A 22,639-nucleotide genomic window follows, 5' to 3' on the forward strand; every position below is an offset into this window, starting at 1 on the left:
GCTTTGAAATCAAATATAACAAAGAAAAACCAAACTCATTAGAGCTTGGTTTTGGATTTGTTTCTTGCGTTTATAATTTTGTTTCAAAAGTCAATTGGCCAAAACAACGTTAATTCCGGCGCTTCTCAGTGCCGTAAGGTTATGAATCGGCAGTCCATGATCGACAATCAACTTGTCCACCTGATTCAATCCAACCAGGCTGGTCAACGATTTGCGGCCGAATTGCGCATGATCCGCCATCAAAATCACTTCGTCGGCAACCTTCAAAAACTTCTGTTTGATTTGGGCTTCCATTTCATGATTTTCAAAGACGCCATGCTCCAGATCAAATCCGCTGCACGATAAAAAGAATTTTCCCACATGGTACGTTTCAATCGCTTTCTCCGCAATGGCGCCTACGAAAGATGAGAACTGCTGGTTCACATATCCGCCAATCGTAATCAAACGAATATGGTCCTGATTCAGAAGCTCAAGCGTGATCGGAATAGAATTCGTAATAACGGTAATCTCCTGATCCCGTAATTCTTTGGCCATCTGCAATGAAAAATCGCTGCTGTCCAAAGCAATGATATCCCCCTTCTCCACAAGCTGAGCGGCTTCCTTGGCAATGGAGCTCTTCACATCCAAATTCGTCATATGTCGTTGAATCGACATCTTATGGTTCAACACCGCGCCGCCATGCGTACGCTGCACAAGCCCTTCCTTCTCCAGCGCCTCCAGATCCTTGCGGATCGTCTCTTTAGTCACGTTGAATTTCTTACTCAGATTAGCGACATACACCGTGCCGACTTGGCTGATATTGTTGAAAATTTCCTTCTGCCTCTCTACCGCTAAACGGCTCTTTTTCATATCATTGTCCATCCTTTAAGCTGTTTTTTTGTTTTTTATGTTCTGTTTTGTGCTTATACCTCATTATACGCTTGGTTATCCAAATTAAAAACAACCAAATTAACAGATCAAACGGAACATAAAACAAAATAATTACCTTTTGTATTTTTGCTTTGACAGAGTAAATTAAAATGTAATTCATAACAAAGAAAAGCCTTCACCACACTGTAAAGGCAATTTCTAATCGCTTGTTCCTCTAGTTATATAGAGTTTTCCGCATCCGCAAGCACCAATAATCCGGATTTTCATCGGTAACTCCCCCTTATGAAACCATGTTTTCCACGAAAAACGTTCCTAATTATATTCCAATATTAATCTATACTGGTTGTAAATATATACCGTTTCAGAGAAAATAGAGACTAAAGAAATAGAAAGGCGTGATGCGGAATGAGCAAATACGGGGCATATGTAAAGTTTACGGCAAAATCGGGAGAACGCGAAACGTTGGCTGACATTCTGTTGGAAGCCGCGGAGGCCATTCGATCCGTAAAAGAGTGCGAGGTTTATATCATTAATTTGTCGGCGCAGGAACCCGATGCCATCTGGGTAACGGAAGTCTGGAGCAGCGCCGAAGCCCATAAGGCTTCTCTCGACCTGCCAGACACCAAAGCAGCTATCGCACGCGCCATGCCACTGATCGAGGGTGTGGAATCGATCCCTGTAACGCCTTTAGGCGGCAAGGGACTGTAAGAATTTATAGAAGCCCCGCTAAACCACTTTGGTTTGGTCGGGGCTTTCTCTTTTATATTTTCCTGCCGATATACAGCAGATGGGATGCGGCCCCCAGCAAATATGGATTTTCCGATTCTTTCATGACGATGTCCATGATTTGCCGATAGGTTTCATCCCCCTGCTGGCGCCAATAATCCCACTGCTCTGGCGTCATGGCACCCGCAATGCTGCTCGAACCGATCAGCTTCACGGTTTCAAAGCTTTGTGACTCCATAAACGGGGTGATTTCAACAATGTCAAAATAATAGGCCCCGGTAAAACGCCCCTCATCTGCGTGGTCGAACATTCCTGTCCGCAAAAATTGCTGGATGCCCTCAATCGTATGGTTGGGCTTCCAATGCTCGGGGTACAGCAGCGAGTTCGTTAAAAATCTGGTTTTGGTCATAAAGGCTGCAAAAACAAGCCCGCCCGGTTTTGTCACCCGGTGCAGCTCTTGGACCGCTTGTACCCGGTCTGCTTCCGTTTGCAGATGATACAGAGGACCCAGCATCAGTACGGCGTCAAAATGGTTATCCGGAAAAAGACTCAGATCTCTGGCATCTGCCGGATAAAAACCGTCAAATTGACCTTCAACCTGGTATTCTTGGGCTTTTGTTCTTGCAAACTCTACCAATCTCGGCGTCAAATCCGTCAACGTGACCCTATAACCGCGTTTAGCCAGCTCAATCGAATATTTTCCCGGTCCCGCGCCATTGTCCAGAATATGTCCCTCTGGCGGAAGCATGCTTTGGATATGATGCATATTAATAATAAATTCGATAGGCTCCCGGTTCAGCCGCCCCCACTCGTCAAAAGCATTGTAATATGAAATGACCTTATCCATCCTAAATCGCCTCCATTTCTTGAGATCATCTTGGACTGCAACTCTGCGGATTACTCTTCCAAGCTAAAATTCAGACGATAGCAATCATCTATGGTTTTGAATGCCTATCAACAGCAGAAATCACCGATCAGGCCGCCAAAATTAAAACCCGAATTTCTCCTTGATCATTAGAGCCGCCTTTTCCGGGCTCAAATCCGTATTGTTGATTCTCATGTAATTGGGATGTTTGACTTCTCCCTCCAGAGAATTCAGACGGTGGCTCTCCATCGTCTCCCGAAGATCCCGTTCGGAAAATGCCAAATTCCTTTTGGTCGGTTTATGTTCCAAGCGGTGCGGGCTTTTGTTGCGTTCCAGCCGCGCCTCCATGCCAGCCTCCAATTCCACTAAATACACCGTCCCGCCCTCGGATTCGAAAATACGGCTGATGTGCTCGATATAATCCCAATCGCTCTTCAGATCAAACGCCCAAACAAAGGTAAAAATCAATCCAGTGAGGTCGCTTTTGGCGACTTCCTCAAAAATTTCCTGCCGGAACAGGTTGACCAGACGTTTCCCTGCAGCCGATCCGTAACTGAAAAAGTTGGAAACAAGATCAATCGTCATATGGTTGTGAAACAGCTTCAAATCTGTTGTTTTCGCCAGTTCCTGCCCCACCGTCATTTTTCCGACAGCCTGTGGCCCGAAAATAATGACCAATTTCATTTGTGCTCACCTCATTTTTTTTAGAGGGTACTAACGATGGTCCAAATGCCTGACCCCATAATGACCCACAGAGCAAGCTTGCGGAACCATTGATCGTTCAGTCTCTTGATCGCTTTGATGCCCAATAATACGCCAACAAACATGCTGGGGATAAGCCATAAAGAACCGGTAAGCACGGAGCTGGTCAACATACCGCCGTATGCATAGGTACCAATGGTGATGATGTTTAGAATAATCGCGTACGCCGTAATATTGGCCCGGAATGTATCCTTGCCTGTACGCTGATTCGATAGAAAAAGAGCCACTGGCGGCCCGCTCATGGAGATGCTTCCGTTTAGCAGCCCGCTAATCATGCCTACAGGAACAAAGGCAAGCTTCTCGTTTTTCACTGGAAATGTCCTGCCAAGCAGTTGAAGCAACGCGATCAATACAATAAAAGCTCCCGTAAACATTTTTAAGAGCCGCTCATCCAGCAAAAGAAGGAGATACGCTCCAACTGGCGCGGCAAGCAAGCTGGACAGGATCAGGATCCATATTTTTTTGAGATCGACATGGCGCCACGCGCCGGTAATCACCATCAGGTTGGTGCATAAGCTCAGCATGACCACGATGGGAACGGCCTCTTGAAATGGAATCATTTTGGCCAAAAAAGGCATAGCGATCAGGGCAAATCCAAAGCTTGTCAGCCCCTGGACAAAACCGGCCGCCATCACCACAACGATGCACAGAATTAAAAATGCGGTTGATTCCATTCCATGTACCCTCTTTTCTTGCGTCTGAAAAAATATGTATTACAGCAAACTTTTGGTGCGGTACCAATAGGAATAAATTTGGCGGAAGACCAGCTTTTCGTACAACCTGTGGGCAGGCGGGTTATGCTGGAGAACCTGAAGGTAGCTTTGCGTCGCGCCGTTTTCTTTGGCCCATTTCAAGATGTTCCGGATCAGCTGCTCGCCATATCCCCGGTTTCGTTGCTGCTCGGAAGTGAGGATATCAAACAATCCGACCATCTGATCTTCGATGACTCCAAGTCCGCAGGCGACGGGAACGGCCCCTTCATAAAGGGTAAAAAATCCGGTTTGCAGCAAGGTACCGGAAAGCATTTTTGAGGTCACGGCCAATTGATCCTCGGACATCTTCGGATTCAGCTTCGATAAGGTCCCGAGCCACTCCAGAGCCGGAGATTCGTAAATTTCAACGTTTGTTAGAAGCGGCTTCGCCGATGCAGCCAGATCATCCAGCAGCATGTTGCAGGAAGGATCGACAACCGTATACCCTCTTGCCTCCAATGCTTGGTCCAGCGACGGTGGACCAAACGAAGTGACCTTAAACACGGTCGGCAGCCCCGCCCTGGCGTATAGTTCTTCGCATTTTGATATTTTCCGGTCGAGATGCTCTTCATCCCGATTGTATATCGCGTTAACGGAATTGGACCTTTTCGTATACCCGTCGGCAAAACGGAGCAGCCATCCGTCATAGACAAGCGTCTGCAGCGCAGGCCAGGCATTAAGAGAGTATTCTTCGATTCGCTGATGCAACTCTACCAACCCCTTAGGAATAGATTGGTAGAATCATACAACAAGACCCGAGCCTGCTCAAGCCTTATTTTTGTTCGAGCTTTATGCCCTCACGGCTGCATTTCATGCTATACCTTCCAGTTTCCATGCCGGAACAGCGGCTTCATATCATTCTATTGAAAAAAACGGATATGGCGGATTTGCGTGATCAGGTTATCGTATTTGCGGCGCAGTTTCCCGCGGTTATCGGGCATCAGTTCGATGTTCACAGCCTCCGCAATCGCCTCCGCCACTTCAGGGATCGTCATCGCATCCGTTTGCAGCTGCCGCTCAAATGCAGGAAGGGAAAGCCCCTCGATGCATCTATCGATCTGCTGCGCGGCCCATGAACGCTCATTTTCGCCCCGGCTTCGCAGTCTCTTCAGCAGCGTCTCCTTGGCGGCGCAAAGCGCAAAATGATGAACGACAACCCCATCCCGCCTCAACCTGCCGACGATCTCGTCGAAATATACCGGATTGACAATCGTCATCGGAATGATCAGCGTTCCGTCATATTCTTCATGCATGTATTTGATCATGCCGTAATTCGTTTCGCGCCACATCTTGTGATCCTGAAAATCGCTTTTGGCCATGGATGCGGGAATGTTTTTGCGTATAAAATAACCCGCGTTCTCCGGGTCGTAAATATATGAATCCGGTATCCGCCGATGAAGCTCATGCGTCGTTTGCGTTTTTCCTGCTCCAAAAGCACCGTTAACCCAAATAATCATCTCTTCACCTCAAAATCTTCCTGCCAATATCTTAGAATCTTAGAATCCCTTGCTGTTTTTTCATTAAATCTACGAACACAGGTCTCTGAACGGAACTGACCGGCAAGTCTTCGATGTCTTCCAAATACTTGAATTCAAGCTCCAAGGATTCTCCTGCATCGTCGCTGAACTTGAGTCTTTTCCCGTCGTCGGCCAATTTCCCCCGCAAATCCGCCTCCGCACGGAAAATGAACATCACGAACACCACTTCATTTCCATCCGGATATGTATATTGCATTCTCGGCCCGCTGTAGACGCCATAAAGCTCAAAACCTGTTACTTCAAGCCCGGTTTCCTCCCGAACCTCGCGTTTCATCGTGTCTTCGATCAGCTCTCCCGGTTCCATGCCGCCGCCTGGCAGTCCCCAATTTCCGTAATCCGAACGCCGCTGCAGCAAAATACGCCCCCATGCATCCTCAATGATGGCTCCGCCCGTAACGATAATTCGCATCATTTTTCTCCTTTTATATGCAATCAATTTTTCTGTGAGAACAAGGTTTATCCTTTTCTTAATTAACGTACATCGGCAACCATCGTAATAGAGGTATCCACCACGCCAACCTCCTCAAAACCAAAACGCCGGTACAGCTTAACCGCGGCCTCATTGCCCGGATCTACACTTAGCGATATCTTTGCGATGCCTTTTTGCCGCAGCCCTTCAAACAGTGCCTCCATCAATGCCGTTCCAATTCTCAGCCCCCGGTAGACCGGCGATAAAGCCATCCCGAGCTCGGGGATATCTGCTGCAACAAAACCAAAACCTTGGTTGTCCTCTGTGAAAAACCGCGCCGTAATCGTTCCCATCGGCTGACCGTCATCCGTTACGGCAATAAAGCCGATATCTCCGGTCCGGCCCCAACCCTCGGCATACTTGGCGATCGCCGGGTCCTGAAGAATCTCTCGGTCAAACGGCTTAGCTCCTTCCGGAACAAACAAAGATTCATATAACATATCCCACATAAAAGGAACGTCCTGCTCCATAATCTGTCTAATCGTGTAGTTCATCTTTGGTCTCCTTTTTCAGTCCTGATTCAAATATTCCTTCTGCAAGATGCTTATATTTTCCTGATGGCATTGGTCGGTCGACTCGGATGCAAAACCGTGCTCTAGCCGCAGCCGTTCAAGTGACTGCTCATCGCCTGTTATAACTGCCTGCTTCAAACGCTCCAAATGGCTCTGCGCCATATTCACTCTCCGCTCCATCTCCTCACGGCTTGCCGTATACTGCCCATGACCGGGAACAAGCAGCTCTACCGGATGATTCTGCAATATCTGCCCGGCCTTGCGAATCGTCTCCTCATACGCCCGGGCGCTGTGAAAAATGAAAGGCAGCTCAAAATCCGACAAATAATCGCCAGCGACAAAAACATGGGCCGAATCGATCACCGTAAACAAACCGTCTGGCGTATGCCCCGGGGCCAGGTAGAAGGTTAATGTAGTGGAACCGATCGTAATCTGCTGCCCGTCCTCCTCAATTACGATATCAAGCTCGGGAAATTCAACCGGATAATCGCGCTTAACGTAATATCTGGCGTCAAATCCGCGGATCAGCTGCAGCTTGTGCTCTTTTTGCGGATGGCTTGCAAGTGCGGCGCTTCCGATCGTTTTGGCATCAGGGAATGCTTTATAGCCAATGATATGATCATAGTCTCCATGCGTAAACAGCAAATAACAAGCTTTATCGCCCCGAACGGCATCGACATGGGCCTTAATCTCTTCAATTTCACTTGGGAGCCAGTTCGGGTCTACGACAAGGATGAGATCATCCAGCTCAATGACAGTGGAGGTTGTTTGATATAAAACGCTTTGGAAAATCGTTATCTTATCGTTTGAAAATTGAATCATGACATCACCTTTTTTCTATAAAAATGAGCTTTCAGTCCCTCTGGCAAAAATATTTGGACGCTCCTCACAAACTACCTTCTGCTTGATTTTCTGTTCCTAAAAAAAGACAATTGCTGCTCTTGGAGCTTCTGCCGGCGGACCACTATGATGGTTAGACGGTTTTTGCCTTCAGGAAGTTTCCTCCTTGATTAATGAAAGCCTTTAGATCTCTACATAAGAAAAACGTCTTTCGACGTACTTTTCACAGAAGACAGACCGCATTTAGCGGATGTTTTTCTTGCGATTATAGAATTGTTCAGCTTCGCTGAAAATTTATAAATTCTATAATCTTAAGAAAAACGTCTATCGACGTACTCTCATAGAAGACAGACCGCGTTTAGCGGTAATTTTTCTTGCGATATAAGGATGCGAGATCTCCGAAGTTTATACTTTCTTATATCTTAAAAAAACTTGTCCGTTTTAATCGGACCACCCTATTAATTTCCCTATGTATTGTTGAATCCCTTTAATATCGGAGATGTTGCCTGGTTAGAAAAAAAGAAGGCTGCCGGGCAAGCAAGCATTCCTGTAACAGGATATATCCGGATTTATGCCGGATGATGCCGTAAGCCCTCAGCCTTCTCTATTATAGATGTTGGATTTATAAATGACTAAAATTACCTAGTTCCGCAGCCCGCGATGCATTGCGTCAAGCAAACGATGCGTTTCATCGCAGCCGTATTCCCAGAACATAATGCCCGCCAGATCGTTATCTTTTACATATTCGCATTTATGCCCGATCGATTCCTCATCATCATAGGATATCAAACTGGAACCGTTGAAAAGATACGGCGCACGCGCTTCTTCATCCCAAAAACGGGTATACCCGTTTTTGTTGATATAGTCCTTGGCAAGCGTCGTAAAATCCGGCCCGTACCCGCCGGTGGTGCCGGCCATTTGGTGAAGACCGTGGTTGCGGTCAGGCACCTGATGCCAGACGCGGGAGTAGAACGCAGCCCCGATCACGATTTTATCTTTCGGAACGCCTGCGCGCATAAACATTTTGACGGAAGCATCCGTACTGATGCGGAACAAATCCCCTGTCGGCGTATACAAATTGGTATGGTGTCCGGTCAACACCTGGAACCCGCCGCGCATATCGTAAGTCATCAGCTGCACAAAATCGAGGTATTTTTGCACCTCATCCATTTCGGTACCGTCCACGTAATATTGGTCGGCCCCCGCGGCGATGGTGAGCAGGTAATGGCGTCCGTCCTGCGCACCTTTGCGGTCCAGCGCTTCCCGGATGGTCTTAAGGAGCAGCGTAAAGTTCGTCTTGTCATCCGGACTGGACGCAATTTCGGCTTCGCCGTAACATGGGTATTCCCAATCCAGATCGATCCCGTCAAACGGATGCTCCGTCAAGACGCGAACCGCCGATTCAGCCATGCTGGCTCTTCCCGCTTCGGTCGCAGCCGCTTCCGAAAAGCCGCCTGCGCTCCATCCGCCGACGGATAGCAGGATGCACAACTCGGGATGCTCGCGTTTGATCTCCTGTAATAATCCCAAGTTGCGTAAATGATCCGTGGAAATCCGATGATCGACCACATGGCCGAAAGCCACGTTGAGATGAGTCAGCTTCACCAGGTCTTCCTTGGTCATGTCAGGCAGCTTGGCATCGACGGCATAACCGGCGACAATGTAATTCGGTTTCGTCATTTACACTTCACTCCGTTCCTTGGACTTTTCCCATACAGCCGATAATACTTGCAGCGATTCCTTCCCGGTTCCGATTTTGTATCCGGAGGCCGTATAGCGGATTTGGTCCCGGCCATCCAGTACGAACAGATGCGGGAAGCCGGCCTCATGAGCCGGGGACTGCGAAATCATGTCCGGTAATGCAGCATATGAAGAGTCGCGGACAAATAGGGTCGACTTCGGCAGCTGCGGATAATTGGCCGGATCAAATGAAGCCGTCCACTCGGATTCGCCGATGATCAACACGATTGGCGCCCCGAGCTCCGTAAACGCTTCGGTCAGCTCGCCGATTTCGCGGAACAGATGCTTGGTCGGTTCGCGCTCCGGTTCGATCCAGGCGGCAATCGCACCGCTTTGGCCGATCAGTTCTCCCAGCGTCTTGCTTGCTCCGTCCAGGGTCGTAAACGAAGGCTTCCGATCCACTGTTCCCAGCACCGGAATATCATGAACCGCTTGCCGGAATGTCAGCGTGACATCCGTTTGTTCCCCGGCGCGTACCTTGAAATAAGTTAAGCGCGCCAACACGGTCCCATCCTTCAAGCGGACGCCAGATGTCATCCGGTATGCGCCCGGTTCCACTTCAAACGGCTGACCATACACATCTTTTTGTCCGTAAGGGAAAAGAAGCGTCTTGTATACTCCATTCTCCAGCCGGGCAAACGTAAAGTTCTCGTAATAGGAAGCGGCCGGGGCTTCAGCGGAAGCTTCCGTGTCCTTAAGCAGCCGGATTCGGCCCCAATCCTTGGCTTCCTGCTCCTGCGGAGCCGAAGCATCCAGCACGGCGTCCACCCAGCTGCCTCCTGCCATATACTGCGGCTTCAGCTCACTAGGATGCAGCCGGGCCGGGAGCCCTAAGCTGCGGCAGATGGCGACAAAAAGGATATCCAGGGAAACGGGATCGCCTTGCATCAGCTTGTATGTGCCGACCGGATTGCCTTTCCCTTTCAGGTTCGGCAGGTCTTCCCATCTGCCGTAACCTACGTCCAGTTTGCGAGCAAGTACGGCTGGATCCGCCTTGAACGCTTCGGATTCCGCGGCGGTAAATGCCTGCTGGAAGAATCGTTTATACGGCACGATCATTTCATACAGCACGCGCGGGCAAAGAACGTATTCCGTAAATATATCCTCCGGAAGATCTCCGCGCAGCGCCAAGGAACCAAGCAGATGATCATCCAGCGCATCCCGGAATGTATCTACCAGATCCTTTTCATTCAGGCCCTCCAGCAGCCGCAGCGGCCACTCTCCATGCTCCGCGGAGCGCTCGCTCAGGAAGGCGGCGATTTCCCGGCTGTTTCCGCGCGCCTTGCGCAGCACATCCCATACCCGGTCGGCAGGCAGTCCGGCCGCGCCGGCCAGTTCCGCAGCTTCCGCTTCGGTCATGAACGTATCCTCAAAAGACGTCCGGATTTTCGTGCCTGTTTCCAAACGGCGGTTATGCCGCTCGATTTTTTCTTCGGACAGCGGCGCAGCCGCTTCGCCTTCACGTTCCGGCGGCGGAACCATGTCCAGATCCACCGTTTCTGACGGCGGTGAAGCCTGGTCCAGGACGATTTCGTAACGGTCGCTATCGGCAACCGTAATTTTCTGCTCGCCCCACTTGCCGTTCTTAACCGCGCGAATCACCAAGTCGCCGAAGCCTGTCTTAAAGGAAGCTTCTCCCTGTTCATTCGTCGGAATCGTGGCGATCGGGTAAAATTCCGCCGTATTATACAGCTCAAAATGCACATCAGCCCCGCCGATGGCATTCCCCTCTCCATCCTTGACAAGTACTGTGATGGTCCGCGTAGGCGCATAGTTCTCGAGCAGATTGATCTCCGTGAACCATTCGTCAGCCAGCGTAATGTCTTCCGGTCCCGGATAATCCGCATAAATCCGGGTATTGATCAGCATGGCCCGCCGGGCGGGCGGACTGAACCAGCCTTGATTCAAGCGGGCTTCCGGTTCGCATGCGCCGATGTAATACCAGGTTCCGTCGGCCCAAGCCTCTACCCAAGCATGGTTGTCATCGCAATGCGCCCAGCGCGGCGTGTATACCTGGCGGGCGGGGATGCCGATACTGCGCAATGCGGCAACGGCGAGCGTGGATTCCTCGCCGCAGCGTCCGCGCGCATTCCGGATCATCGACAGCGGCGCGATCGTCCGCAAGTCACTGGCGATGTAGGTTGCTTTCTCATGGCACCAATAGTTCGTTTCCAAAATCGCGTCGGCCATGGACAAAGACTTCGTGCGTTCAGCCAGCTCCTTATGCAAAATGCCGCGGGAATCCTCGATATTTTCCGTGTTTACCCGGTAAGGCAATACAAAATGCAGGAATAAATGATCAGGCACCCGGCTTCCCCAAGGCATAGCCTCGCGGATTTCAAGCGTCTGCCGCACATGGCTTAAGAATAACGCCCCGTCATAATCGGCCATATCGTTTACCGGCATGTAAGCATACAGATATTTAAGCGCCCAGGTTTCTTCTTCCGTCAAGTTTTGCTGAAAAACATCAAACAGCTCATGTTCCTTGGCGCGGGCCATCTCCCGCTTTTCGCGCAGTTTGCGCTCGATCAGCTCCATCGTCGTTTGATCCAATGAAAATACAGAGGTCTGATTCGTCATGTCTTGCGTTCACTCCTTCCACAGTTTTCCGTCTTCGCGGATACAATATAATGCAGTCCCGTCCGATGAAGGAGCCGTGATCTGGAAGAGGCTCCGCGTCGTTTCGATCGTCGGCGTGATGCTCCACTCGTCCTCACCCAGCAGCAAATGGGCGTCCTTCGCAAATTCGCCGCTTCTTTCAAAATAATTGCGCTGGCGGTAATACAGCTTGCGCAGTTCCCATTTGATGCGCTCATCCTGCGGCAGGACAAATTCATCCGGTCCGTTTCCGTCAGCAAACACGACGTACCCCCACAGTTCGGGATAATGCATATTGATAATGCCCATTGGCGACCATACCCAGTTGTCTTCCGGATACGGTTTGCCGGTCTCGGGGTTAATGACCTTGCAGTACTTACCGTCCTTCACTTCCGTTTGCCACTCAACGCGGGAGAAATTGACGCGCCAAAATTCGCCGGGCGCCGGCTGACGCGTTTCCGCCGCGCATTCCTTAAGAATCTTCCAAGGAATGGCGACTTCTACGCTCCACTTCCGGTTCTCCGCTCCGGGACGATTAAGCTCGCCGTCAATGTAAACCGCGGTTTGCAGCCCGCTGATGTCCCAGCCGTTGACCGGCGGGCCCCCGTCGCGATAAGGCTTGACGAGCAGCAAATCCCATACCGTATTCAGCGCATTGATCTCAAACTCGTAATACTGATGCGTATCGCCATCGGGATCAATAAAAATTTCAAAATCATTATCATAGAAAATGACCGATTCCCGCTCCGTCAGCGTCGCCCAAATCTGGTCTTCGATCAGCTCCGCTCCGAAATAAAAATATTCTTCATCCCACAGCATCTTGACGCGGGTCATCTTGGCCGGCTTCGGGCGGAGATCGCCTTCGATGTCCACGAACTCCTCCGTCCACGGCGCCGCCTGCCAGAACGGCTTGTCGAGACGGCCGTCCAAAACGAGCGGCCCTTCCGCCCGCCGGCAAATATAATGTTTTGGTGCATATTCGATCCTAGGTTCTGGTACTCCACTCAGGTTCATGTTATTCCCTCCGGACATCCGCTTTTTTTTTGTAAGTTCAATGATGAAAACGGAATTTTGCAAGCTATGTTGATACTTCGGCAATCATCCCTGAAAGCTTGCAAAATTCCCGTTCCCCTTGGTTCTCTGCGTACTGTTTGTCTACGTATGTTTGTCCGCATCCCTAGTTATGCGTAACGACAGCGCCGGAACCCCCGTACATCTTCACTTCCTCATCAAATTCCAGCTTAAGCACCGTCACCTGCTCATGCGTATCTTCAGGCGACAGATGAATCCATGTCGTCCCTGGAATATTAAACCAAGGAACACCCCCATGAATATCATACGTCAACTCTTTGCCCGAATGCAGCACCGTAATTTTCTGAATCGGATTGCAAAGCCCCTTCAAGCACACGCTTTCCTTCGGATCGTCATAAACAAACAGATACAGCGTCTTCTTATCCTTGGAGAGCGTACTTCCCCCGAGGTAATAACGCGTCATGATGCCTTCTTCCGTGCCGAAAACGGCCTCTTCATGTGCGTGAATCCAATCGCCAAGACCAAGCAAAATATCTACTTGTCTTTGGTCGATAGTTCCGTCTTCTTTCGGTCCGATGTCCAGCAGCATATTCCCGCCCATCGAGATACAGTCACAGAACATGCGAATGATCTGATTCAGCGATTTATAGTGATTATCCGTCGGCACATATCCCCAGGAGCTGTTAATCGTGGTACAGAACTCCCATGGACCTTCCGGTCTCGTGATCGGCAGGCCCTGTTCCGGCGTTTTGTAGTCTCCATGACCTTGAAGACGCGAATTGATAATCAAATCCGGGTTAAAGGACTTCAGATAATGTTTGAACTCCGGCAAATTCCACTGCTCGGCGCTCCGCTCCCAGTCCCCGTCAAACCACAGCAGATCGACTTGGCCGTAATTCGTCAAAATTTCTTTCAGCTGGTTATTGTTAAACTCCAAAAATCTCTTCCATTTCTCTTCATCCTGGACCCCGTCCACCGGACTCGAATATTTATTGACCTGGCTCAGATCCTCCGGTACCTTGCCGCCTTCGTAGACGCTCGGATAATCCGGATGAGACCAGTCGATCAGCGAGTAATACATCCCGAGCCGGATGCCTCTTTTCGTGATCGCTTCAGCGTATTCTTTAATCAGATCCCGCCGGGCCGGGGTTTTCTTGACGACATTCAGATCGCTGTACTGCGTATCCCAAAGCGCCACGCCGTCATGGTGTTTGGTCGTAAGCACGGCGTATTTGGCACCGGATTTCTCGATCAGATCAGCCCAATAATCCGCATCGAAACGGGAAGCGGTAAAGCCGTCCAATTGTTTCATATACTGCTCATACGGAATTCTGCCGTTGTAAAAGGACCATGATTCTGAAACGCCGTCAACCGCGTAAATCCCATAGTGGATAAAAATGCCCAGTTTTGCATCCTCAAACCATTTTTGCATGTTCAGTCAGCACCTTTCCGGTCTATTTATCAAAGATATTTTTGTGGTCTATCCTGACTCAATACTGAAATAAGTTCTTGATATTACGTGAGTTGACCGCTGCGGTTACGGATCGTTCTTCCGATCGCTGCCCGCCTCCAAATTTCTTGATTATAGCCTTTCAATGTAGAAATTCGGAGACAAAGCATGTGCTTTCGATGTCAGCTTTCCTTCGGAAAGCTTTAGGCGAACGCAGCATACGCTTCCGAAGCAGCTTTTTTCAAAAAGCTTTCAGCTTCGTAAGAATCGTTTCCGTCCCTTCCGCTACTTTCACTTCTTGTCAACTACTAACTCTAGCGATGAGCCTCAATCCTTACCTATTGAATCCGGAACACATGCGCAATTGGCGCCTTGGCCCCTGCTTCCGTTACCGGCAGCTTCACCACGATGCCCTGCTCCGTCCGGCGGCATTCGAGTTCGCTGCGGCCGCCAACCAGATCGATGCGGCTGAAATCCGCATGCAGCGGCAGGAGAATTTCCTCCGGAACGGATTCGTTTTCATCCTTGTACAGGTAGAAGGCATAAATTTTGCCGTCTTTTTGCGTAAACTGGATGTTCTCGAGCGAATAAGGTTCGCAAATCCGTGTCCCGTAAATCGCTTCGCCATGCACCTTCAGCCATTCCCCCATCCCCTGAATGCGGGAGATGGCCGTTTTGGATATTCTGCCGTCCGGCTGAGGCCCGACATTTAATGCCAGATTGCCGCCTTTGGCCACGATTTCCACGAGCAGGTGGATCAGCTGACGCACCGATTTGTAGTTGTCTTCATAGCGGAATGAAAACGCCGAACCCATCGTGATGCAGCTCTCCCACGGCACATGAAGCGCGCGCTCAGGCAGCGTCTGCTCAGGCGTGATCAGGTTCTCGTAAGGACCGCCGACCGTACGGTCCGCCGATAGCAGCCAAGGCTGGATTTTCCGGGCTTTGTCAACAACCTCTCCCAGTCTGATGTTCTGGTCGCGGTAGTCATTCACCCACCCGGCATCAAGCCATAACACGTCGATCCGCCCGTAATTCGTCATCAGCTCCATGATCTGCTCATGGGTAAATTGGACGAATTGTTCCCACAGCCAAGGATATTCCTTCGGGTCATAAGTCGGTCCACGCGATGTCGTTGTTCCCGGCCGCATGCCCGGCGCCCAATAATAAGGCGTATGCCAGTCGGCTTTGGAGAAATAGGCGGAAATGCCGAGGCCTTTGGCGCGGAAGGCATTAAACAGCTGCTTGGTGATATCGGCATATTTATGCGTATGGAACGGGCAGTCCGGACCGGTGATGCGGTAATCCGTCGTCCGCGTATCCCACATGCAGAACCCGTCATGATGTTTGGTCGTGAAATTCAAATATTTAAACCCGTTCTCGGCGGCGAGATCCGCCCAAAGCTCGGGCTGAAAACGAAGCGGGTTGAACGTCTTGTTCAAGTCAAAATATTGACGTTTCAGTTCTTCCGCATCGATATCCCAATCGATTTCATTGCGGGACCATTCTTCATCCACATCGCTCAGCGCCCACGATTCAACAAGGCCAAGCTGCGAATACGGCCCCCAATGCATCATAAGGCCGAGTTTTTGGTCCTTGAACCATTCCAGACGCTCCAGCAGCAGCGGATCTTCGGGTTTCACCCATTGTTCTTCGCTGCTGTAATTGTGTACTCCTTGTTCCACAACCGATTCGAATTCATCTTCAGGCAATTTATTTTCGCTCATGGTATCCCTCCGTCTTGGGGTTATTTTCGTTGTTCCTTCATAACAGATTCGCATGCGAATTCTGTCGAAACATATAAGGACCTTACAGGGGCTTCCCAACCAATGATTGCTGCCTTTCGCAAAACAAACCTTGCCCCGTTACCTCTGCAGCCTACTTTCACCTATGTCCAAATGCCAAATTTGTTGGTATCATTAACAGTACACAAGCGAGTGAGCTAATAGGAGGCAGAATCATTGAGACTAAACTACTTTAAATCCAAGCTATTCTTGAAATATATCTGGTCCTACTTGTTCATTTTGTTAATTCCTTTGGTGTTCATGACGATTTTCATTTATAAAAACGCTGTCACGAGTCTTCGTACCGAAATTGAACAGTCGCGCCTTGCCCAATTAACGCAAGCCAAAGTGGTTATTGACGGCCGGATGAAGGAGCTGAGCGAAATTGCTACCCGCATCTCCTACGACAAGCGGCTGGCATCTTACCAAGTTCATGATCCGATCTCCAGCCGGGAGTCCATTCAAGCCTTGGACCAATACAAAGCAACCAGCTCGATTATCGGTGAAATTTATCTGTACTTTCATAAAGACGATAAAATTTACTCCAGCAAAGGCCTGAACAATTTCGATGTATTCACGAATAATCTCAGCTTTAAAACCTGGGATAAGGAAGCGCTTTACCAAGATTTGAATCAAAGCAAGTATCCGGCCATGCGTCCGGCCGATATCGTCAGCAACTCTTCCGGGCTGCAGGAAACGATGCTGGCTTATCTGATTCCGATCACACCCAACAGTCCCAACCCGCACGGAACGGTTATGTATTTGATCAAGGAATCCGAGCTTACAAGCCTTGTCGATTCGATTTTGGGCAATTACCAGGGCCAAACGTACATCCTTGATAACGAAGGGCATGTTCTGGTCGACAATCGCCAAGGGGAGGCCTTGACAAGCGCTGAAAGCAAATCGCTGTTCGACAATATTACGCCCGGGATCGAGGATCGTACCGTTAATGGACAAGCCCACTCGATCGTATCCGTCAAATCCCAAAACAATGGCTGGACCTATGTGACAATCATGCCAAGCGCCCAATTTTTCAGCAGCGTCCTGCATGTCCGCAGCTTCATGATCATGCTCTTTTCTATCGTCGTCATTGTTGGCGCGGCGATCGCGCTTGTTCTGGCCAGAATGCAATATCAGCCTATTTCGATGCTTGTCGAGTTTGCCGCATCCAAATCGGGTTCATCTCCTGATAGTTCCGGCGCCGGCAATGAGCTTGAACGCATTCGAACCGCGCTCCAGGAATACAGCTCGCGGGTTGACCTGCAGGAGCCGTTTGCCCGTCATCATTTTCTATCCATGCTGCTCAAATACGGCAGCGCCCAGACCCTTACACCCGAGCTGCGCGGGGCTTTCGATCTGGATTTCAACCGTTCCCATTACTTCGTGATGGTCGTCGGATGGGATGAAAATGAGCAAAACGGCGTACAGGAGCATCAGGATATGATTGATCTGCTCACCCAGATTGAATTTCCGGAGCTGGCCGCCCATGGATACGGTGTCGAACTGTCAAGAATGGATCAGATCGGGCTCATCATCAACTTCGATCTTGACGGCAAATCCGAAGAGTTTGATCATAAACGGCTGATTGCCGAAGCCGTCCGCAGCAATTTACTTGAAAGCTTCGATATCATTCCAACGATCGGAGTCGGAACTTCCTATTCCAGTCCGGACCAGTTGAACCAGTCCTATATTGAAGCGTGTTCGGCATACGAGCTTCGGGTATCTACCGATCACGGCTCCGTCAACTATTTCGATAAGCTGTCCGATACTTCTGATCATACGTTTTGGATTCCGAACAATAATTTGATGAAGTTATCCCAAAGCTTGAAGCAAGGCAGCTATGATGTTGCGGCACAGATGATTCATTCCGCTTTCATGAACTTGCATTCATCCGAGCTATCGGCATTATTCATCCGCTGCATCTGCTTCGATCTGCTGAATACGATCTTAAAAACCGCTTCCGAACTGGGCAGTCATCACAAGCTGATGCAGGAAATCACGCCTAATATGTTGTACAGCAGCTCTTTGGACGAGCTTGAAGGCGGCCTGCTCAAGCTGGCTTCCCAAATCTGCGAGCAGGTAGAGCGGGATAACCACAAGGAAGAGCAGTCCATCATCGACCGAATCGTTGCTTATATCGATGAGCATTATATGGACAATGCTTTAAGCCTTGAGTCCGTAGCCTTTGAATTCGGCATCTCGCCTTCGCATGTCAGCCGCTCATTCAAGGAGAAGGTCGGGCTTAACTTCATCCAATACGTGTGGCAAAAAAGAGTGGAGGAAGTCAAACATCAGCTCAAAACAACCAGCGATCCATTAAAGGACATTATCCTGAAAGTCGGTTATCTGGATGCGCCGAACTTCATCCGCAAGTTTAAAAAAGAAACAGGTTATACGCCTGGACAATACCGCAAAATGTTCTCGCAGCATGGCGGGGCCGAATCCGATCCGGATTTGGATGCCGAATAATGATGAAAGCCAACATCCGGTCGAGAACGGCCGGGACATGTTGGCTTTCATGTTTTTCTAGCGTCAGAATCTAACCTAGCCCCTTACGCGCTAAGATTATTTCCCAGTGTTCCAGCGGTCGTACGCGCCTTGATACAATTCGACGATACGGTCTCCGCCCATTTTTTTGATTTGTGCCACGTACTTGTCCCAATTGGACAGCGGCTCTTGCCCGGTCACGAATTTGGCTTCCATTTGCTGCACGTACGTATTCAGGTCAGACAACAAGGAGGTAGCTTCGCTTTGTTCCTCGTTGGTTAGATATACGTTAGGGAACGGTGCCTTGCCGATCGGAACAAGCTTATCGGCATTTTCCTTGTCGATCCACTTGTCAAAGTCGCTTTTCAGCCCATTGGTAAGATCGCTGGAGTTCATGCCAGGCGTCAGGATACCGTAGTTAGGCGTGACTGTGCCGCGGAATTCCTCGCGGTCTTTTCCTCCCGGAACAGGCAGCCATTCTTTTTCATGAGTGTCTTTATTCTTATATTTCCACAGAAGACCTTCAGGTCCTTGGGCAAACAGCGTTGCGCCGTCATAACCGTATTGGTAATCAATCCAACGCATGGTTGCTTCCGGAGCAGGGTTTTTGCTGGTTATGGCAAAGGTACCGTTGGCGGAAATGCCCGGATGTTTACCATATACCGGAGAACCTTCGACTTCGCTCTTCACCGGCGTCATCAGCGGGTTGTCTTCACTAGGCTCTCCGCCGAGCGTAAAGTAAGGATAGTAGTCGTTAAACACTGCGATCTGGTTGTTTTGCCCCTTCGCTTTCTTTTGTTCAGGCGTTTGGGAGAACGTCTCGTGATCCAGCAGATCTTCCTTCCACAGACGGTTCATAAACGTCAGGTAACCTTTATAGCCTTCCTCTTGAGGAGTGTAATGGACCTTGCCGTCCTTGTCGGCATAAACGACTTCATCATAAATGCCCCAGAAGCCCAGGAAGTACATGCGCAGATCGTCCAGCTTCACGGAAGTCAACGGAATTTCGTCTTTTTTGCCGTTGCCGTTCGGGTCTTCTTCTTTTACGCGCTTGAGATAGGTGTACAGTTCTTCCGTCGTTTTTGGCAGCTCCTTAATATTAAGGGCTTTCAAGAATTTGCCGTTATACCACATTGGGCTGCGGTACCATACGGCGGACAAATCGATATTCGGAAGCGCATAGATATGTCCGTCAGGCGTCGTAAACGACTTGCGAATGTCCGGATGTTCGTCAAAAATCTTTTTGATGTTAGGCGCATAACCTTCGTCGATATATTTCTCCAAAGGAATCAGTACGCCTTGCGTGCCGTATGTCACCTGCTCCGCCGGCTTAATATCCGCGCCGTAAAATACGTCAGGCAAATCGCCGCTGGCAAACACGAGATTTTTCTTGGTGGCAAAACTGTCAATCGGCGAAAGCTGGTAGTTGAATTTAATTCCAGTCAGCTTTTCCATCTCCTGAAGGACAGGCATTTTATTCCAATCCGCAACCCCTGCATCCTGGGACATCAATGTAAGCGTAAGCGGTTTCTCAACGATTGGAAAACCGTCCTTTTTAACGCCTTCCGCCTCGGAAGATGAACCTCCATCCTTGGACGAGCCGCATGCCGCGAGCAGTGTAGCAGACAAAGTGAGACAAAGAATAATGGATGATGCCTTGCGAAGTTTTTTCATTATGCCATAACCCCTTCTATTGTTGTATTGTTAGCAAAGATCAGCCCTTTACGGAACCAATCATAACACCTTGAACGAAATAACGCTGCAGGAAAGGATAAATAACAATAACTGGAATGGTAGCCACAATGATGACCGCATATTTGACCAGCGCCGCGATTTCCGCCTTGCTGTTCATGGCTGCCGCAGTGGAAGCATCGATCGCACCGCCGCCTTGCGCGGCCATTTCCTGCAGTACCAAAATTTGTCGCAATACCAGCTGAAGCGGATATTTTGCGGAATCATTCAAGTAAATCAATGCCGAGAAATAGCTGTTCCAGTTGCCTACACCGTAGAACAAAGCCATTACCGCGATAATCGGCATCGATAACGGCAGGATAATTTTAATAAACAGTCTCATATTCGTACATCCGTCGATTTGCGCAGCTTCCTGCAGTTCTTTTGGAATGGAGCTCTGGAAGAACGTGCGGGAGACGATGATGTTCCAAATCGATGCCGCCGACGGAATGACGATCGCCCACATCGTATTGATCATGCCCAGCTGTTTAACGAGCAAATACGTCGGTACCAGGCCGCCGCCAAAAAACATGGTGACCATAAACATGCCCATAAAGAAATTCCGTCCTACAAAATCCTTGCGGCTTAAGGCATACGCAGCCGGCAATGTGACCAGCAGGTTGATCGTCGTTCCGACGACCGTATACAGAATCGTATTCCCATAACCGATCCAAATGCTCGAATTCTCAAACACCCGTTTGTAACCGTCAAAAGTAATTCCTTTCGGCCATAACCACATCTCGCCGGAAGCGACATATTTCGGATCGCTGATCGACGCGCTGATCATATAGACCAAAGGATAGAACACGATCAAAAAAGCAAGGAATACATAAATGTAGTTGCAAATCAAAAACACTTTGTCGCGTTTGGTTTCTTTTACACCTGCAAGCATTCGTGCCCCTCCTTTCTTACCACAAACTATTTTCGCTCGTCCGGCGTACAATCTGGTTCACAACAACCAGCATCACGCAGTTGATCACGGAGTTAAACAAACCGATCGCCGTCGAGAAGCTGTACTGTGCATCCACGAGCCCGGAGCGGTACACGAAAGTGGAAATAACGTCCGAAGATACCATGTTCAGCGGATTTTGCAGCAGCAAGATTTTCTCAAATCCTACCCCAAGCAAACTTCCCATGTTCAAAATAAGCAAAATGGTCATCGTTGGTATGATCGTTGGAATGTTGATATGACGAATGCGCTGGAATCGCGAAGCCCCGTCAATAATCGCCGCTTCGTGAAGACCCGGGTCTACGCCCGAAAGCGCTGCCAAATAAATGATCGTCCCCCAACCTGCGCTTTGCCACACTCCCGATAAAACGTAAATTGTTTTAAACCACCTTGGATCTGTCAGAAATTCAGGGGCTTGAAAGCCTAACCCTTCGATGATATGAATGACGATCCCTGTGGATGGGGACAGGAAGGAAATAATCATCCCGGCCATAACCACGACGGAGATAAAGTGAGGCGCATAGGTAACCGTTTGGGCCAGCTTTTTAAAGAAACCGTTTCTGACTTCATTGAAAGCAAGCGCCAAAATAATCGGAATCGGAAATCCGATGGCCAGTTCGTACAAACTAATGCTCAGCGTGTTCCAGAGCAAATCCCAAAAGTAATACGAATGAAAGAAGCGTTCAAAATGATCGAATCCAACCCACGGGCTACCCGTGATTCCTTTGGTCGGGATAAAGTTTTTAAACGCGATTTGAATGCCGTACATCGGCCCGTAAGAGAAAATAAGGAAGTAGAGAAATGCGGGCGCAATAAAGATGTACAATTCCCAGTTCTGTATGATTCTCTTCCAAACGCCCTTGCCGTGCTTGCCAGGCTTCAACATAACCTCGCCTGAAACAGCAGCTTTAGTATCCTGCATAGGATCACCCCTTTCAATATGATTGTTTCTCTTGTCTTGACTCTTGCTTCTTCGAATGTTACTTGCCTCATCGAAGCCCTGCAGGATTGCTAGCGCTTACATGTTTAACGATAGGACATCACCCGCCCCGGCGTAAATATGTCGTTTATGAATCCCCAAAAACCGCGCCACATCAGGGATTAGGCCATTTGACAATAGTACGTGACAAGCTGACAATATGTTTTTTTTGCTTGAAAGAAAGGGGTTTCATTTTCATATCAAATATGACCAACCACTGCAGCAGCAGGAAAAAAACTGCATATCTCCTCTGACAAAAGGGAGTATTGGGGAAATGTCTCAAAGTCTGCAAATCATTTGCATTTCTTTTTTGCTGCGGTTCCGCCCGCTTTAAATGTGAATACAAAAAAAGTGCAGGTTTTACGCTCCACAAGTACATGCTCATCATGTCCTCGGAGAGAGCTTGCAGAACTGCATCTTCTCACTGCGGTTCGCTACTTTAAATTGAATAAATGTAAAAGTTGTAGACTCTGTCGGCTTTGCAAGAACATTCTCAGCATCTCCAGCATCTACCCGAGAAAGGCTTGCAAAAATGCATCCTTTTGAGCGTAACTC

The 22,639-nt window shown here is 49.2% G+C and carries 19 protein-coding genes; 2 read left to right on the forward strand and 17 right to left on the reverse strand.

Annotated features, from left to right (window positions below; genetic code table 11):
• Positions 1-90: 90 nt before the first annotated feature.
• Positions 91-849 carry a DeoR/GlpR family DNA-binding transcription regulator gene (locus tag L6442_RS26330; RefSeq protein ID WP_212977137.1) on the reverse strand — a complete coding sequence of 253 codons (759 nt, stop codon included), beginning with the start codon at positions 847-849 and terminating at the stop codon, positions 91-93.
• 426 nt (positions 850-1,275) lie between these two features.
• On the opposite strand from L6442_RS26330, the gene L6442_RS26335 reads away from it, so the two are divergent.
• Positions 1,276-1,578, forward strand: a complete 303-nt coding sequence (locus tag L6442_RS26335) for a putative quinol monooxygenase (RefSeq protein ID WP_212977138.1) — start codon at positions 1,276-1,278, stop codon at positions 1,576-1,578.
• Between the two features lie 52 nt (positions 1,579-1,630).
• On the opposite strand, the gene L6442_RS26340 is transcribed toward L6442_RS26335, so the two are convergent.
• The 13 genes from L6442_RS26340 to L6442_RS26400 form a co-directional block, all read right to left on the reverse strand.
• Positions 1,631-2,443 (reverse strand): class I SAM-dependent methyltransferase, encoded by an 813-nt coding sequence (locus L6442_RS26340; RefSeq protein ID WP_212977139.1) that lies wholly within the window; start codon positions 2,441-2,443, stop codon positions 1,631-1,633.
• 141 nt (positions 2,444-2,584) lie between these two features.
• Positions 2,585-3,145, reverse strand: coding sequence for a DEAD/DEAH box helicase family protein (locus L6442_RS26345; RefSeq protein ID WP_212977140.1), 561 nt, complete (start codon positions 3,143-3,145; stop codon positions 2,585-2,587).
• 20 nt (positions 3,146-3,165) lie between these two features.
• On the reverse strand, positions 3,166-3,897 hold the full coding sequence (locus L6442_RS26350; protein ID WP_212977141.1) for a sulfite exporter TauE/SafE family protein: 732 nt from the start codon (positions 3,895-3,897) through the stop codon (positions 3,166-3,168).
• Between the two features lie 39 nt (positions 3,898-3,936).
• Positions 3,937-4,683, reverse strand: coding sequence for a GNAT family N-acetyltransferase (locus L6442_RS26355; protein WP_212977142.1), 747 nt, complete (start codon positions 4,681-4,683; stop codon positions 3,937-3,939).
• Between the two features lie 152 nt (positions 4,684-4,835).
• Positions 4,836-5,432, reverse strand: coding sequence for an AAA family ATPase (locus tag L6442_RS26360; protein WP_212977143.1), 597 nt, complete (start codon positions 5,430-5,432; stop codon positions 4,836-4,838).
• Between the two features lie 31 nt (positions 5,433-5,463).
• A complete protein-coding gene (locus L6442_RS26365; RefSeq protein ID WP_306436664.1) occupies positions 5,464-5,925 on the reverse strand; it encodes an NUDIX domain-containing protein in 462 nt (153 codons plus the stop codon).
• A 59-nt stretch (positions 5,926-5,984) separates the two neighbouring features.
• Positions 5,985-6,476: a GNAT family N-acetyltransferase gene (locus tag L6442_RS26370; protein WP_212977144.1), complete on the reverse strand. Its 492-nt coding sequence runs from the start codon at positions 6,474-6,476 to the stop codon at positions 5,985-5,987.
• Between the two features lie 15 nt (positions 6,477-6,491).
• The gene (locus L6442_RS26375) at positions 6,492-7,316 is read right to left on the reverse strand and encodes an MBL fold metallo-hydrolase (protein WP_212977145.1); all 825 of its coding nucleotides are present in this window, start codon (positions 7,314-7,316) and stop codon (positions 6,492-6,494) included.
• Positions 7,317-7,976: 660 nt separating this feature from the next.
• Positions 7,977-9,014: a glycoside hydrolase family 18 protein gene (locus tag L6442_RS26380; protein WP_212977146.1), complete on the reverse strand. Its 1,038-nt coding sequence runs from the start codon at positions 9,012-9,014 to the stop codon at positions 7,977-7,979.
• On the reverse strand, positions 9,015-11,654 hold the full coding sequence (locus tag L6442_RS26385; protein ID WP_212977147.1) for a transglutaminase domain-containing protein: 2,640 nt from the start codon (positions 11,652-11,654) through the stop codon (positions 9,015-9,017). It lies immediately after the preceding gene.
• A 9-nt stretch (positions 11,655-11,663) separates the two neighbouring features.
• The gene (locus L6442_RS26390; protein WP_194235530.1) at positions 11,664-12,686 is read right to left on the reverse strand and encodes a carbohydrate-binding family 9-like protein; all 1,023 of its coding nucleotides are present in this window, start codon (positions 12,684-12,686) and stop codon (positions 11,664-11,666) included.
• Between the two features lie 163 nt (positions 12,687-12,849).
• Positions 12,850-14,136, reverse strand: coding sequence for an alpha-L-fucosidase (locus tag L6442_RS26395; RefSeq protein ID WP_212977148.1), 1,287 nt, complete (start codon positions 14,134-14,136; stop codon positions 12,850-12,852).
• A gap of 356 nt (positions 14,137-14,492) precedes the next feature.
• A complete protein-coding gene (locus L6442_RS26400; protein ID WP_212977149.1) occupies positions 14,493-15,881 on the reverse strand; it encodes an alpha-L-fucosidase in 1,389 nt (462 codons plus the stop codon).
• A 234-nt stretch (positions 15,882-16,115) separates the two neighbouring features.
• Here L6442_RS26400 and L6442_RS26405 point away from each other — a divergent pair, with 234 nt between their 5' ends.
• The gene (locus L6442_RS26405; protein ID WP_212977150.1) at positions 16,116-18,407 is read left to right on the forward strand and encodes a helix-turn-helix domain-containing protein; all 2,292 of its coding nucleotides are present in this window, start codon (positions 16,116-16,118) and stop codon (positions 18,405-18,407) included.
• 96 nt (positions 18,408-18,503) lie between these two features.
• Here the strand turns inward: L6442_RS26405 and L6442_RS26410 are convergent, their stop codons facing one another.
• The 3 genes from L6442_RS26410 to L6442_RS26420 are packed head-to-tail and all read right to left on the reverse strand — an operon-like array spanning position 18,504 to position 22,027.
• The gene (locus L6442_RS26410; RefSeq protein WP_212977151.1) at positions 18,504-20,099 is read right to left on the reverse strand and encodes a type 2 periplasmic-binding domain-containing protein; all 1,596 of its coding nucleotides are present in this window, start codon (positions 20,097-20,099) and stop codon (positions 18,504-18,506) included.
• Between the two features lie 40 nt (positions 20,100-20,139).
• Positions 20,140-21,048 (reverse strand): carbohydrate ABC transporter permease, encoded by a 909-nt coding sequence (locus tag L6442_RS26415; RefSeq protein WP_212977152.1) that lies wholly within the window; start codon positions 21,046-21,048, stop codon positions 20,140-20,142.
• A gap of 16 nt (positions 21,049-21,064) precedes the next feature.
• Positions 21,065-22,027 carry an ABC transporter permease gene (locus L6442_RS26420; RefSeq protein WP_194235524.1) on the reverse strand — a complete coding sequence of 321 codons (963 nt, stop codon included), beginning with the start codon at positions 22,025-22,027 and terminating at the stop codon, positions 21,065-21,067.
• Positions 22,028-22,639 lie beyond the last annotated feature (612 nt).

This window comes from Paenibacillus azoreducens, from assembly GCF_021654775.1.
Taxonomy (GTDB): Bacteria; Bacillota; Bacilli; order Paenibacillales; family Paenibacillaceae; genus Paenibacillus_AQ; species Paenibacillus_AQ azoreducens.